At 39.1% G+C, this 15,084-nt stretch carries 14 protein-coding genes, 1 pseudogene and 1 CRISPR repeat array; of the genes and pseudogenes, 4 read left to right on the top strand and 11 right to left on the bottom strand.

Annotation, left to right across the window (positions count from 1 at the left end; genetic code table 11):
• Nucleotides 1-67: 67 nt before the first annotated feature.
• Both H6G79_RS30460 and H6G79_RS30455 read left to right on the top strand, forming a co-directional pair.
• Nucleotides 68-760 (top strand): hypothetical protein, encoded by a 693-nt coding sequence (locus H6G79_RS30460; RefSeq protein ID WP_190594050.1) that lies wholly within the window; start codon nt 68-70, stop codon nt 758-760.
• Between the two features lie 42 nt (nt 761-802).
• The gene (locus H6G79_RS30455; protein WP_190594048.1) at nt 803-1,228 is read left to right on the top strand and encodes a hypothetical protein; all 426 of its coding nucleotides are present in this window, start codon (nt 803-805) and stop codon (nt 1,226-1,228) included.
• Nucleotides 1,229-1,492: 264 nt separating this feature from the next.
• On the opposite strand, the pseudogene H6G79_RS37035 reads toward H6G79_RS30455, so the two are convergent.
• From H6G79_RS37035 to H6G79_RS30420, 8 genes and pseudogenes are all read right to left on the bottom strand, one after another.
• Nucleotides 1,493-1,825: pseudogene (locus tag H6G79_RS37035) on the bottom strand (IS4 family transposase); the annotation flags it as partial.
• 234 nt (nt 1,826-2,059) lie between these two features.
• Nucleotides 2,060-2,239: a hypothetical protein gene (locus tag H6G79_RS30450; protein WP_190870827.1), complete on the bottom strand. Its 180-nt coding sequence runs from the start codon at nt 2,237-2,239 to the stop codon at nt 2,060-2,062.
• 129 nt (nt 2,240-2,368) lie between these two features.
• On the bottom strand, nt 2,369-2,710 hold the full coding sequence (locus H6G79_RS37525) for a DUF2752 domain-containing protein (protein ID WP_313934704.1): 342 nt from the start codon (nt 2,708-2,710) through the stop codon (nt 2,369-2,371).
• A gap of 188 nt (nt 2,711-2,898) precedes the next feature.
• Nucleotides 2,899-3,165, bottom strand: a complete 267-nt coding sequence (locus H6G79_RS30440; RefSeq protein WP_190594047.1) for a TM2 domain-containing protein — start codon at nt 3,163-3,165, stop codon at nt 2,899-2,901.
• 296 nt (nt 3,166-3,461) lie between these two features.
• Entirely contained in the window at nt 3,462-3,740 is a 279-nt protein-coding gene (locus H6G79_RS30435; protein WP_190594045.1) for a TM2 domain-containing protein, read from the bottom strand.
• 1,000 nt (nt 3,741-4,740) lie between these two features.
• Nucleotides 4,741-6,294 carry a CPBP family intramembrane glutamic endopeptidase gene (locus H6G79_RS30430; protein ID WP_190594043.1) on the bottom strand — a complete coding sequence of 518 codons (1,554 nt, stop codon included), beginning with the start codon at nt 6,292-6,294 and terminating at the stop codon, nt 4,741-4,743.
• Nucleotides 6,295-6,440: 146 nt separating this feature from the next.
• On the bottom strand, nt 6,441-7,076 hold the full coding sequence (locus H6G79_RS30425; protein WP_190594041.1) for a Uma2 family endonuclease: 636 nt from the start codon (nt 7,074-7,076) through the stop codon (nt 6,441-6,443).
• A gap of 567 nt (nt 7,077-7,643) precedes the next feature.
• The gene (locus H6G79_RS30420) at nt 7,644-8,024 is read right to left on the bottom strand and encodes a hypothetical protein (RefSeq protein ID WP_190594039.1); all 381 of its coding nucleotides are present in this window, start codon (nt 8,022-8,024) and stop codon (nt 7,644-7,646) included.
• A gap of 893 nt (nt 8,025-8,917) precedes the next feature.
• Here H6G79_RS30420 and H6G79_RS30415 point away from each other — a divergent pair.
• On the top strand, nt 8,918-9,133 hold the full coding sequence (locus tag H6G79_RS30415) for a hypothetical protein (RefSeq protein ID WP_190594037.1): 216 nt from the start codon (nt 8,918-8,920) through the stop codon (nt 9,131-9,133).
• A gap of 56 nt (nt 9,134-9,189) precedes the next feature.
• On the opposite strand, the gene H6G79_RS30410 is transcribed toward H6G79_RS30415, so the two are convergent.
• From H6G79_RS30410 to H6G79_RS30400, 3 genes are all read right to left on the bottom strand, one after another.
• A complete protein-coding gene (locus H6G79_RS30410; protein WP_190594035.1) occupies nt 9,190-10,056 on the bottom strand; it encodes a fructosamine kinase family protein in 867 nt (288 codons plus the stop codon).
• 71 nt (nt 10,057-10,127) lie between these two features.
• Entirely contained in the window at nt 10,128-11,411 is a 1,284-nt protein-coding gene (locus H6G79_RS30405; RefSeq protein ID WP_190594033.1) for a pitrilysin family protein, read from the bottom strand.
• Between the two features lie 128 nt (nt 11,412-11,539).
• Nucleotides 11,540-12,085 carry a hypothetical protein gene (locus tag H6G79_RS30400; protein ID WP_190594031.1) on the bottom strand — a complete coding sequence of 182 codons (546 nt, stop codon included), beginning with the start codon at nt 12,083-12,085 and terminating at the stop codon, nt 11,540-11,542.
• 431 nt (nt 12,086-12,516) lie between these two features.
• Between H6G79_RS30400 and crtD the strand changes: the two genes are divergently transcribed.
• Nucleotides 12,517-14,034, top strand: coding sequence for a C-3',4' desaturase CrtD (gene crtD, locus H6G79_RS30395; RefSeq protein ID WP_190594029.1), 1,518 nt, complete (start codon nt 12,517-12,519; stop codon nt 14,032-14,034).
• Between the two features lie 360 nt (nt 14,035-14,394).
• Nucleotides 14,395-14,938: a CRISPR direct-repeat array (repeat unit 36 nt; unit sequence TTTCAATCCCTAATAGGGATTAGTTGAAATTGCAAT).
• Nucleotides 14,939-15,084 lie beyond the last annotated feature (146 nt).

Genomic DNA, 15,084 nt, shown 5'->3' with positions numbered 1-15,084 from the left:
GCATGATGAAGTTAATACGAAGTTTTTTAAATAAAATAAGTATCATTGACCACGAGCAGGACATCATTTGCAAGCGAAAGAGATTAAGGAGCAGTTAAAATCACTTATCGAGGAAGCATCCTCGGTAGATCAAAATCTAGCGAGAAAATTGCATGAAATTAATCGTTGGGTTAAAGATATTAAGTTAGGTTCCCTGACGGCAAAACCTTTGGTTCTGGCATTTCTGTTGGAAGTAATCACGGACTCTACCATTTGGTTAATGATTAAATCATTACCTTCCGAAGCAGAACAACAAGCTAAATTTGCCCAAATGACAGCAAATGAAAGATATTGGTATAGTTATCTTTTTCCTAAGTGGATTAATGCAACTGACACTAAATTTTATATTTGGAAACAAAAATTAATGTCGGGTGAATTTAATCAAGTGGATGATGGTATTATTAAATCTATAGCTCAAGATATTGTGAGTCGTGAAGGTAGTTTTTGGCAGAGGTATATTGCCGACCTTTCGATGGCGACAGACTTAATTGTTAGCAGTCGCAACAATCAACCATTATGTATTCAAATTACGAGTGTATCTGAAGAACTAAGTAACCAAAAATATCATGATTGGAAAAGTACACTTAACTCATGGGAGATAGAAAGAGGCTTGTTTGTTAGTTACAATCCTAAAGATGCAAATTTCATTAATCAGTTAGTCAACGTTGCTTTGTATAACAGTGATTATCTTGCGGAAGGCAAATATCTGAAATTTGCCTAATTTTTGATGTATTAATTCAATTAACTGCTTATCACAGCCTTTATGCCTAATCAAAGTGAAACTGCAAGCTACGAAGGACAATTAGATAAATTTGCCCAAGCTTTAGCAACAGCCCGTAAAATGCAACAAGATTGGCTAACTTATGGTTTAGATTTTGTACATATCTATGTTGAAGATGTTGATGGAGATTGGCTAGAAACCTGGGAACATGACGAGATTTTAGGCAATCAGTTATTAGATTCAATTAAAGAATTTTTGGTCAGTGATGATATATTAGCTGTCCAGGTGAGACAGCAGTTAGGTGAAAAATCGCTGTTTGATTTTGCAGTTAACTTAGCAGCTTGTGAACGAATTGCGGAAGAAGGTGATAGGTTATCTGCGGTGATTAGTTTATTAGCTGATGATCATGTACATAATCTAGATGTTGGAAATTTAGCAGCACATCTAGTAGGAAGATTTTTCGCCTGAAAATCTATCACCTTCGTAGTGATTCTTAGCAGTATTTTTGTTGAATAATTTCAACTTTTTTTTGAAGACCATTCGCATGAATTAAGCCTACATAACCTCTAAATTGGCATTTGTCATCACTATCATACACAGAAACATGCTGAAGGGGAGACGAAATAAGCTAGAAGACTCACTCTATAAGCCTCATAGCTCTTAGACCTTATTGATAATACTTACATTTATTGCGATTTAATCTCATTAATTCTATGAACCATATCCATACAAATATCCTTGAAAAAGTGGCATCACTTGAGATAATATCTCTTGTTGCTCAGATATGTTACTATTCCCTAATTTTGGTAATAACTTAAAGTAAATTGGCAATGCTCTTTTATCCCAAATTACACTTACCATCAATAAATTTATTCTCTTCCAATTAGTTCTATCAATTGCTAGATAAATTATTTTTTCCTCGCTACAGTATATTGATAACCATTCTTTAATAATCGGAAACCAGATTTTCTCAATTGTGAAATTCGGTAATGATAAAAATCTTTGTATTCTTTTTCTCCTACTTTCAAATTTTATTGGTAATGGTAGTCCATTCGCTAACTTTTCTGGCTCTCCCAGACTGTGTTACAAAAATAAATTTAGTTACACTAATGACAAATTAATAATTCTTTATATATTTTGTTATGTTGACGATTGACTGGTAGAAATAACCGAAGCTTGCCCAATCAATGTGAATAGGCATATTATTTCTCTACCTTCGCAGGCTTTGTTTGTATAGCCCCAGATTTCCAGTTTCTTGGGTTATATACAGCCTCTTATCGAATTGGGATGACTTGACTTTCAGTTGCGCTTCCAGCCTAGATAAGTAACATAAATAATTGCAGCCAACTGCATTGGTAGTAGGAAAACTACACTCTTTAAATAATAATTAATTTCTAAATTAGACATGGTACTAAAATATCCACAGCCTAATAGCAGTAAGAAAAACCAAATGAGATGTTTACGTTTGAGCATTGGCATAGTAGTAAAACTCAGACTATTTTTTCCCATCCTAATTGATATATGAACCAAAGAGACAAGGGTGAAAAGGTAGACAAGGAAGAAAGATGTTTGTAAATGATTGAGGAATTGCTCTAGCCATTCAAAGACTTACTGAAAAAGCCATTGACCCAAAGGAGATTGACTAAAGGCAATATACAATTCTCCTGTTTGTGAGATGTGATACAGCCGGAAAGTATGATAAATTAACACGATCAGTAAAAACAGTATTTGTACCTTTTTCAGTCTTAATAGTTGACAATATAAAGTTTTAATTTCCTGCCTAGTTAACAATTCTAAGGTAACGTGAACTATGGCAATGACAAAACTAGCAAATAAAATAGGGCCAAATAAATTCTCGGTAAATGCTTGGTTTAAGTCTCCTCGCCCAATAGCCATAAATGAACGTGTCATACCACAGGTAGGACAAGGGATTCCTGTTAAGTGTCTAATAGGACAGACTAAAAACCCAAGACGATAATTTTGGTTGTAAAAATATGTACCAAATAGTGGGGTATAAGAGAACCCTAATATACCCCAACGTACTAGCTTACCGTGGCACGATAGAGGAGTAGAAGATAATTTCAACACAGATGTCCTCTGAAATCACAACGGCAAATGAAACCTGCCAAAATTAAAACTTAAAACCAGCCTTTTTTGTTGACAATGTAAGCCTCAACAAATTCCTCATCGGTTTTGGTTAAGTAAATAACTCCTTCTACTAAACCAATAATGCCCATAATTGCTCCACCAAAACCACAGGTGAGGATGCTAACCAGCAACATGATTAAGCCTTCGGTTGTGTAACCGAGAATAAACTTGTGAATCCCTAAAGCTCCTAACAAGATTGCACAAATTCCTGCTGCTAGTTTTTTACTACTGGTATCGCTAGGACTGTTATTAGACATTGGTTAGAAATACGCCTCAAGCATAAATAACACTCCAATTTTATAGTAACTTTATTTACTTAGCCTCTACATATTTACAACAGATACAATTTGTTATCTATTAAACCTTCTGTTACGCTTTGCTGGGAACTTGGAGCGTCTAGCACAGAAAGTCAAAGGTAGCATTAAATATAGTTAAGTATTGTATTTAAAATATCAAGATAAGTTACAGTATATTGATAAAATATGAACATTTTTCAGATACCCAATTTTCTGAAGAAAGTCGGGTATCTTGTTGTTCTTGTGAGATATGAGCTTTAGAACCAGCCTTGTTTATTGACAAAATAGATATCGGCAAATTCTTCTGAGGATTTGTTTAAATAAATCATGCCTTCAATCAAACCGATCAGCTGCATCACTATCAAGGCGACTCCATAAGTAAAAGTACCTGCAACTATGGATATAGCCAACATAATAAAGCCTTCAGCAGCATATCCTAAAATAAATTTATGAACGCCAAACCCGCCAAAAATTATCCCGCAGTAACCAGCCAAAAGTTGCTTATTAGGATGACTAGTAGGGTTGAGATTTGCCATAGTATTCTTACTCCTCAAAGATCAGTGGAAAACTAAATTTTTCTTTTGATGAAGAACAGTTGAGTTCAATTCATAATTTGTAATTAATGTTTTTGAATCTCAATATAGAAATGCAGAAATCACCAAGAAACACAGTGTTTTTTCTTAGTCGTACATGAATAGTCAGCTAGGAAAAACTATTTATGAAACTGATTTTTTGTTAGTATACGCCTAACGTTTACCTAAATAAAGATGTCAACACTTTAAAGGAAACACTACAAAATATAAGTAATAGGGACAAGTATTTTGTAGCTGCAAACTAGCAAGCTACTTGATTTACAGCAGAATCCGAGCATCAAAATTCAGAATTAGATTAGTTTTCTAAGCTAGGTAGAAAACTAATTTGTGTACTTTATTTACTTGAAATCTGCTGTATGTATTTAATTGTGATTATGACATCAAAAACAGTGATTTTGTAGATTCGTAAGTATGATTTCTCTGGACGAGGATAAATACTCATAATCATCAAAAAACGGCGATATCATACCATTTCTTTCAAGTCCATTAATGTTATTTCCGGACTTTTTTGATATGGCTGCAAGGATGAGATTTTAAATTAGCTGTAAAGGGATAAATTCGATACAGATGGCATGTATTCCTCAACTAGAAAATTATGCCATTTTGGTACTAGTGAATTGAAGTTACACTGAATACCTTATTTAATTGTTTTGCATCACTCCTATGGTTAAGGGCTATGATTCAATATCGCTTGCCAAATATGACACAGATAGGCAATCAACATCTGAAAAATAGCTTTCACTATCTAGATAGTACTAGAGGTTTATCTAGAAGTTTTGTAGTCTATTTGACAGTAATGTTGGAATTTTTTGGCTGTCAATATGATTAAATTTCAGCCAAATCTCATAGAATACTTGCTTTAGTAATCACCTACGAAAAATCATGACCTACGCAGATGTAATCAGATATTTTTTGCTACGGCAACCGTATTAAATATGTTTCATTAGTTACTACTGCCCAAGAGGAAAAGACTCAGTAGTGTGCCACTATTCCAGAGGCTGTGGAGTAGCATGGGAGCAAGGAGATTGCGCGATCGCGTGTACACTACTCCCAGGATGATCCCCAAGGCGGTGAGTGGTAAAACTTCTGACAAGCTCAGGTGAGCGATCGCAAACAACAAGCTACTGGCCAAAATTGCCCCCCACACAGGTAAATAACGGGTGAGGGAGGGTAGCAAAAAGCCTCTAAATAAAATTTCTTCAAATATGGGAGCAGCGATCGCGGCTGTCGAGAAAAATATTCCTAATGCGATAGAATCTTGACTTTCTAGCGCCAGTTGTAATAACGGATTACTACCACCCTGTCCTTGCCAGAGTTTTTGATTAATCAACGATACCACCACAACTACAGGTAAAGCGGTGCAGTAACCGCCTAAGCCCCACAGCCACCAACTATCTTGGAGTTGGAATTTAAACCACAACCTTGGCAGAGGGAAAAACCGTTTGATGGAAAAATACATCACCGACAGCGCCCCCGCCGCCACCAACAAGTAACTAACCAACACAGAAAAAGCTTGTAAGCGTACACCCACAATCGGGCGGGGAATAGGCAGTATAGATAATAAAACGGGAACAAAAACTTGTCCCATAAAGAAAAATCCCACAACAAAAACCTGGAGTACAGTTTCACCATCCCAGGGTGTTGTCCAAACCAAATCACCATTTTGTGCCAATAACGCTTCTTTTCCTTTCAGCAAGCGTTGTGTCAATAAGAAAATCAGCAGAATTGTGCCGATCAATGCGGCTAAGGCGGGGATCGTGCCGATGAGGGTGAGTTTAAATACTGCTTGGGCTGCGGCTGATTGCTGTGCAGCTTTAACTGCGGCTAAAGGTTCTTGACGTTGCTGGAGTTGGTATAGCTGAATCAGAGCCGTATTCCGAAACCAACCATCTAAATTCTTTTTAATTAGCTGCTGGGCGTTGGGTAAAATTCGCGGAGGATCACTCCAGAGTCCGCTCAAGATAGTCGCGGTATCTGCAAAATCGCTGTTGAGTGCTGGTTTTTGTAATTCCGCCCAAGTTTTCAAGGCTGTGTCTTGTTGTCCTTGTTGTACTTGTAAAATTCCCAGACGTAAATCTAACTCGGCGAGTAATTTTTGCTGTTGGTAAAGAGATTGCTGTAATTGTTTCTTGGTGACTTCTGGAGATGCGCTAGTGTCAACAGTGTCTTGTGGTAGGGGTTTAGCTGGAGAACTTAACTGTGTAAGTTGGCTGTTAAGCTGATCTAAATTAGTTTGTACAGATTTACGTGCTGCTTGATATTGCTGTGTGGCATTTTCTAGGGGCTGATCTTCCAGGATAGCTTGGCGAATTACCTGAAAATTATCACCATTGCTATCTTCTGGCTGCCAAGCTTGGGCTTGCAGCGCAATATTGATTTGATAAAGTTCCAGACGACTTTGGAACTGTGGTTTCTGCCAACTACTGACTAGCGACAAAGTTGCCAATACAACTGCTATCACAGTCGAAATGATTAAAACCAATCGTTTGAGAGTCATCTATCCCCCTTGGACGAACCAGAATATGCCCCTTGGGAATTATCGCAAGAAAAAGCAGGAGGTGGATAGATATGGTCAAGATTGTGAGTCTACTTTACAAGAATAGCGATCGCTCACCGCACCACAGGATGTTAAATTACAACTCATTAACCCTCTAGCTGACTTCTTACCCAAGCACGAAATAATTTGAGTAAAGCAATTTCACCCATAGTTTTACTTTGTTCAATAAATCGGCTCACATCACGTACTGATACTATTGGAAAGGCAATGCTAAACTCACACTCAATATATTGCCCTTCTAATAATTGATAAAATTTTAAATTCTGTCCGTTATATCTCCATAGTTCAGTAATACCTAATGCGGCATAAATATTAAACTTATTAACTGAACTACTAGTAATATCAACTTCTATTGCTAAATCAGGTGGTGGATCAGTTTCTAAGTCTAAAGTTTCTTTACATCGCATCAATAGTTCGTTTTGGATATAATAACAAGCATCTGGTTCTATGCCTTTTTTAACTAACTTCTGCTTCAAGGTTGTAGAACCAGCACTTCTGATTTCAATATCTAATTCTTCAGCTAACGCAACAATAAAGTTTCCTAAATTACTTTTAGGGTTTTCATGTTCAAATAGTGGTGTCATAATTTCTAAAGTACCGCATTCATACGCAAACCGAGAACCTCTCTCTTCACCTGTATCTCTTAGCAAAGCTTCAAAGGTTTCCCAGCTAACGTTGTGCAGAACTGTTCTTTGTTCAGCAGGCGTTGACTTGGCAAGCATACGAAAATGTTGATTTTATCAGATTACTAGATAAACAAATTTTATCGTGTATGTACATCAAGCGGGCATCAACTATGGCGTTTTTCGGTTTAGTGCAGTACAAGTTAATAGGTAATAGAGGCTAGAGACTAGAGGAATGTATCTTATTAAGACGGAAAACGCTGTAGTATTCCTCCACATAAATCACATCATAGAACCCCGACTTTTTCAAAAAGTCGGGGTTCTGAACACCTGCAACCTGTCAATATATGCTTCTTCATATCGATTTGGTATTAGAGACATCCAGCAGTCAAATAGAATTTTTATATATAGGACTCATATTTGATTTGGGAAAAAAATCAGTACAGAGCAGGTTTCTTTCCTACTCCCTACTCCCTGCCCACACAAATAGATTCAGGCATAAAACCGTATTCCTATAGTATATGGTTACAAAAGCTTTTGGTTATTTGGTATTGGATTGTACTGAGTAAAAATTCAATTTATACCCAGCAAATCGATTGCCTTGATTGTTCTTAAAACTAAATACAATGTTTTCCAAAAGTCTGATGAAGATTTAAGTTTTTCAGCTTAGTATACTAAGTTGCCACTACCGCGTAATTGTCGCAAAGAATTAATGCAATAAGGACAGTCACACTTAAAGATTCTAATTGCGGCATCACTTTCTTCATCTGTAAAGTTCAATTCTGCAATATTGGTATCAGATGGCTGGGATGAAACCACCATAGATGTAGGTGCAGGAGGTGCTTTGGGATCTCTTTCGGAATCTCGAATACAGACAAAATCCTTCAAACCGTGGGGATTAGTAATGCAAGTACGTCCATCGTTGGTGTGAATTAATTTTTGGGTGAGGTTCACAGAGGCGTGTGCTGGAATGACTGCCAATGTAGACATCAGGGAGGTAAAGATTGCCGAGCTAGAAAGCAAATTCAGTACTAACTTCTTGTTCATATTTTTCCTGATAGAACATCTCTGATTGCCAAGCCTATCCTATTAGTTCTCATTGGTCAATATGAGGTTGACAATAAATTATGAAAGATTACTCATATATTTACTTGACTGTCCCTCTTTAGCTATCAAAGAAAGTAAATTAATTGACTATTAAAATTCGTCACTAAAAAGCAATACAAAAGACATACCAAGTCCATACAATTAATAAGTATCGTCACAATTGTGAGTCTATCTTCAAACATAAGTACACACATTTACACGGTAGTATAATTTGGATTACAGTGTTTTTCATCTCAATGAGGTACATTCCTCTAGTCCCTAGCCTCTAGCCTCTTTCCCCTATCAACTTGTACTGCACTAAACCGACAAATGCTACATGATGCTATCTGCTTAATAATCGGTTTTAAATAAATAGCTATTTTTAGAGATTTGTCTACAGCCCACCAAAAGGATACTCAGATGAGAAAAAATAGAATGCTTAAAAGCATCTGTTAATGGTGCAGGCTTTAGAGCAATTGAAATTGTCATCCTTTTTTTCTGGACAATCAAGAGTTTTTACAGTGTGAAATGAGCCTTGGTCAAACTGGATAAGCGCAACATCATCGCCAAGTTCTAAAGACAGCAATGAATTTCTTTGTGATTGCGGATTTTTGTCCTGTTTCTTTGTAGTTAGGCTTGCATAAGTTAATGGGAAGCCATCTTATGAGTCATGACCATCCTGTAAGCTACACAAATCTGAGGATGGAACTGATATTTTAAAAATTGCGTCTCTGCGTCTAGACTATTGCATCAATTGATACAATATCAATATGCAATTATCTGTTTGGAAAGTCCGATTCATCAAGGTGGAACTGACCAAATGACGTAGGCGTAAATTATTTGCTGAGGTTGATATGTATAGGATAATTTGCATTGGACTCATAGCATTACCGGCTTATTTGTACAATGCGGAAGTTAGTTTAGCGAGCAGTAATATTAATGTGCCAATTATTACTGCCAAGATAAATAAATATAGTGTTTATACTAAAGTAAAGCGATCGCCACAGCGATTTGCTTCCAGAGAAGATCAAACGGGGGATTGCTTGCGAATCGGTCGGTGTAGAGATTAATCGGCTGATGAGTCAACTATGCTGGCGATCGCATCCCCAAATTCTTGCCCCAATCTTTATCGCAAAATTTGGTCAATCATCCGGTTGGCTTGGGAACCATAAGCACCACCAAATAAATTGAAGTGATTCAAAATGTGATAAAGGTTATACAAAGTTTTCCGGCGTTCGTAGCCTTGATCTAGGGGAAAAGCGGCGTTATATCCTTGATAAAAAGCGGCGGGAAAACCACCAAAAAGTTCTGTCATCGCAATATCCACTTCGCGATCGCCATAATAAGTGGCTGGATCAAAAATGACGGGTTCACCTGACACAGTACAGCCAGCATTTCCACCCCACAAATCGCCATGTACTAAGGATGGTTGTACTTCGTGATTGGCTAATAATTCGGGAATCGCGGCTAATAATTTATCTTGTTTCGGAAAATTACCTCCGCGCCTTCTGGCTAACTGAAATTGATAACCAAGGCGATGTGTACAGTAAAAATCAATCCAATCGGCTGTCCAAGTGTTGATTTGGGGAGTGGAACCAATAGTATTATTCATATCCCAACCGAAACCATTTTGGCTGGTTGCTTGGTGCATGGCGGCTAACTTGCGCCCCATTTCTGCCCAAGATTGGGTATTACCGCCACCTATTTCTAACCATTCCAAAACGATGTAGCCAGAATCGCCTGATGTTCCCCAACAAATGGGCTTGGGTACACGGATAGTATTTGTGGCGAACATTTGCTTTAAACCCAACATTTCAGCTTCAAACATCGCTACTTGCGATGCTTGGTTGAGTTTGACGAAGTATGTGATTTCACCGTTAGAAACGGCGTAACCTTGGTTAATACAGCCACCACTTACAGAACGCCGTTTTTGAGTGAGAAAATTTTCGCCAGTTACTCGGCTAATATGGGCATCAATTTCAGTCCAAAACATTTTAATGGGGAGTAGGGAATCGGGAGTAGGGAGTAGGGAATTTCACCACTCCCTACTTACCACTCCCTAATTTACAACGGTTTCATGACCACTACACCATAAGCATCAGGACAGAGATATTGATTGGCGGCGAGGAGTAAATCGTTGGCTTCTTGTTGTTGAATGTGCAGGGGGTAGTTAAAGGCTGGTTCTAAATCACCGACTAATGATTGATAGAAACCATATAAGCCACTGCGATCGCTTGGGGTTTCGTTACCAAAGATAAATCTGTTGGTGACACGTTTGCGGATGCGGGCGATTTCTTTGTCTGTGACTAGTTCTGTTTGTAGTCGGCGAATGTGTTGGGCGATCGCATCTTCAACGGCGGCGATGTTTTCAACTGCACATTTAGCAGAAATATAAAATGTACCTTGTAATAAATTGCTCATATTACTAACTGCGATCGAAGAAACTAATCCGCGTTCTTCCCGCAAATCTCTAACTAATCTTGATGTCCTACCATGTGCTAAAACTCCCGCTAACACATCTAAAGCATAAGTCTGATTTAACTGTGCTAATCCAGGAACCCGCCACACCATGACTAACCGCGCTTGCTGAAGACTTTTATCGACAAATTCTCGCCGCACAATTTCGGTAAACGCTGATTCGCTGTTGATGAGTAAGTGCTGAGTACTGAGTGCTGAGTGCTGAGTTTTACCAACCTGGGTAAATCCTTCCGCAACATTAGCAATTAATTGTTCTACAGGTAAATTGCCCACAGCTACAGCCGTAATCATTGGCGGTTGATACCATTGAGCATGAAAATCCCGCATTTGTTGAGGTTCTAGCCCAGATATGACCGATTCTGGCCCCAACACGGGACGGCGATAGGGTAAAGTATCAAATGCCATTTCCATTGCACGGCGAAAAGTCCGGCGGTGGGGATTATCTTCAGAACGGCGGATTTCTTCTAAAACAACAGCACGCTCACGTTCAAAGGCATCATCAGGAATACTCGGATTAAATACAACATCGATTTGCAGTGGAGCCAATTCAGCAAAATCTTGGGGCGCAGTAGTTATATAGTAATGAGTATAATCTTGGCTGGTAGCAGCATTAGTCACAGCACCCCGTTCTTCAATTCGACGCTCAAACTCTCCACTGGCTAATCGCTCAGTTCCTTTAAAAATCATGTGTTCTAAAAAGTGAGCCATCCCGTTAATCGCATCAGATTCTACAGCCGAACCAACTTTAATCCAGAGGTTGAGGTTGACAACATCAATGGGCATTTGTTCGGCAATGATTGTCAAGCCATTAGGCAAACGGTGTATTGTTGGGGAATTGAGACGAGAAGACTTTAATAGAGTTGAGGTCATGAGTAGTGGTGAGTGAACAGGGTTCTTACTTCTTTATCTTATCCGTCACTCCAAAATATCTTTGATTGTTGCATCTGAAACAGACTGAACACACAAAGATTTTGTGAGGCTGGGTGTAAGAGTTATTCTTAATCGCCCGAATACTCAACTTTTACTACTTTGCCATTTTTGAAATAAATATTTACCACCTCCGCATTGTAATCACCATTGTTTGGGTCAAGAATGTAGTTTAGATGCTGGTTATATACAACTGGGCCAATATTTTCCCACACATCATCATTCCCACCCATGAAGTCCCCTTGTGGCTGATAAAATCTTCCACCTTTGGGAAAACGTTGGTTCAATCTGCTTTGCACTTCTGGAATTGTCATCCCATGTTTAATATCGAGATAAAACTGGGTGAAGGGCTTTACAGGCGAGAGAGCTACAAAGTACAAAGCAAAGAGGCTGAGATTGAACCCGATAAACAGCCACAATTCTTGTTTCCGCCGAGATGGTAAGTACACTGGCAAAAGTAAAATGAGGGCTAAAACATCCATAAATACGTAATATTGCCAAAATAAAGAAGCAGCATATTTATAATCCAGCCAATATCCCAGTAGAAATAAGATTACTAAAAAAAACACCTCGACAATAAGCTCAATTTTGTTAACGTGACGATTGATATATTTCATGTGACTATATCTTGTATTTTTTTCTCAAAGCTCTCAGACTGGAAGTTTGGTGGTAGACAAACAAAGCCTGCTCTTCGACTGCGCGGTAATCTCGACACTTCGACAAGCTCAGTGCATCGCTTCGCTCGATTACCGCGTAGTCAAAACTCAGTAAACACCTTCCCAGGCTAATTACTACGTTAATATTCAGAGTAGGTTTTACCAGTAAGAAAGCATACTTAGCTGTATAGTGTCAGGAGAAAAAATACTTAAATTTACTCAGCCTCCTGAAAAATTCTTGGTACAAGGTTAATAACAGTAGTAAATCCGAAAAATAAATATACAAATACAGCAATCATTCTGATGTCTGTTCTTGGGCGATCGCCCCAACTCGCCTCGATTAGCTTGTAAAATTATGAGTAGTAATATTAATTTTTGTAAAGCTAATCTTAATGTCACATATTGTTGTTAACCAAAATCAACCCCGTGTAGTCGTGATTGGTGCGGGAATTGGCGGACTGACGGCGGCGGCGTTATTAGCCCATCGTGGCTACAGCGTTTTAGTCCTTGACCAAGCCATTGTACCGGGGGGTTGTGCTTCGACATTTAAACGTCAAGGGTTCACTTTTGATGTGGGTGCAACCCAAGTGGCAGGTTTGGAACCGGGTGGGATTCACCAGCGCATTTTTGCGGAACTAGAAATTGATTTACCAGAGGCTACCCCTTGTGACCCGGCTTGTGCAGTTTATTTACCAGGAGAAACCACTCCGATTAATGTTTGGCGCGACCAAGATAAATGGCGTGAGGAAAGACAACGGCAGTTTCCTGGAAGTGAACCTTTTTGGCAGTTAATGGCAACTTTATTTGCTGCGAGTTGGGAATTTCAAGGACGTGACCCGGTGTTACCGCCGCGTAATTTGTGGGATTTGTGGCAATTAATTCAGGCGGTGCGTCCGAGTACATTTATCACTGCGCCGTTTACATTGTTCACCGTAGGTGATGCGTTAAGACTATGCGGTTTGGGTAATGACCAGCGTTTGAGAACTTTTTTAGATATGCAATTAAAGTTGTATTCTCAGGTAAACGCTGAAGAAACAGCCTTACTATATGCAGCCACGGCGTTGAGCGTTTCCCAACTGCCCCAGGGATTGTACCATCTCCAAGGTAGTATGCAGGTGTTGAGCGATCGCTTAGTGACTGCCCTAGAAAGAGATGGCGGACGGTTATTAATGCGCCACACTGTTGAACACATCAAAGTCGAAAACGGTCAAGCCACTGCTGTTGTTATCCGCAACCAAAAAACAGGCGAAGTTTGGACAGAACCAGCCGACCATGTAGTAGCTAACGTGACTGTCCAAAACTTAGTGCAGCTTTTGGGGGACAAAGTACCATCCGGTTACAAACAGCGAGTCGAAAAACTACCGCCACCATCAGGGGCTTTTGTGGTGTACTTGGGTGTGGATGCGAGTGCGATTCCTGTAGGTTGTCCGCCCCATTTACAGTTTTTATACGATGCCAATGGCCCCATTGGCGAGAATAATTCCTTGTTTGTGTCTGTGAGTCATCCTGGTGATGGTCGCGCCCCAGAAGGTAAAGCCACAATTATTGCGTCATCTTTTGTGGATTATCAGCAATGGTGGCAAACTCCAGATTATCAAGCATTGAAACAAAAATATACCGCAGATGCGATCGCTCGCCTCAATCAATATTTTTACCTCAAACCAGAAACCATCATTTACCAAGAAGCCGCCACACCCCGCACCTTTGCTCATTACACTGGACGCGATCGCGGTATAGTTGGGGGCATTGGGCAAAGAATACCCACCTTTGGCCCCTTTGGTTTTGCCAACCGCACACCGATAAATTCTCTCTGGTTAGTCGGCGACTCTACCCACCCCGGCGAAGGTACGGCTGGCGTGAGTTACTCGGCGTTAACCGTGGTGAGACAACTTGAGGCGCAAGCGAAATAAGGAGTAAGAAGTAACTGGCATATTTTTTCTGTAGGGTGTGTGACGCAACGAGAAGATTTAAACGTAGTCATCAAATTTATAGCGTCACGCACCAACTACCAATCGTGACACTTATAAGCTATTAAGCACTTAGTTTGCAGTTTAGACCGCAGGGGAGCAGAGGGGCAGAGGAGAGAGTTTAAGTCATTTATGTACAATTTCAATAGTGCAGCTTAAATGCTGATTAGCTTACCAATTTAATATGAAGCTGCACTAAATGAAACTCTAGATTCTTGGCGCTCTTGGCGCTCTTGGCGGTTCGTTTCTTAAGATTCTGTGCATCTTCATGCAGAACTGGTATTACGTAAGTCCTGTTAGGTAAGAATGAGCAGTTTTAGGGATTAGTTGAAATTGCAATTCCAAGATTAATCAGTGGATTATATAGGTTAATATTTCAATCCCTAATAGGGATTAGTTGAAATTGCAATGACAGAAAGTGCAGATGGCGAAGTTCCTAATGGTAAGTTTCAATCCCTAATAGGGATTAGTTGAAATTGCAATTCTGTAATATTTTTAGCTTTATCGAAATTGTAACTACCTGGTTTCAATCCCTAATAGGGATTAGTTGAAATTGCAATTCCCGGTCTACCATCTCTACCAGGTATACCCTGTAGTTTCAATCCCTAATAGGGATTAGTTGAAATTGCAATGTCCATTCAGTAGTTCATGGCTCTCAAGGTTTATGTTTCAATCCCTAATAGGGATTAGTTGAAATTGCAATCCCTCTTTGAATAGCGATCGCGTCTAGTACATTTTGTTTCAATCCCTAATAGGGATTAGTTGAAATTGCAATTTTATTGCTGTGCTGTATAAAACAGATAAAAGTGTGTTTCAATCCCTAATAGGGATTAGTTGAAATTGCAATACAGCACCTACGGCTGTTATGAGGTACAGTAGCAGCAACTAGCAAACCAGTTTCTTAAATGTTGAGGATTTATTAAGTCGAGTGCAACTGAGATTAGTTTATCAACCATTTCTGTTGTAGTTGGAGCAAAATTGCGTAAAAAAGAT

It is taken from the genome of Anabaena sp. FACHB-83 (genome assembly GCF_014697485.1).
Taxonomy (GTDB): domain Bacteria; phylum Cyanobacteriota; class Cyanobacteriia; order Cyanobacteriales; family Nostocaceae; genus Nostoc_B.
Note: the sequence above shows the minus strand (reverse complement) of the source record. Positions and strands in the feature narration are given on the sequence as shown.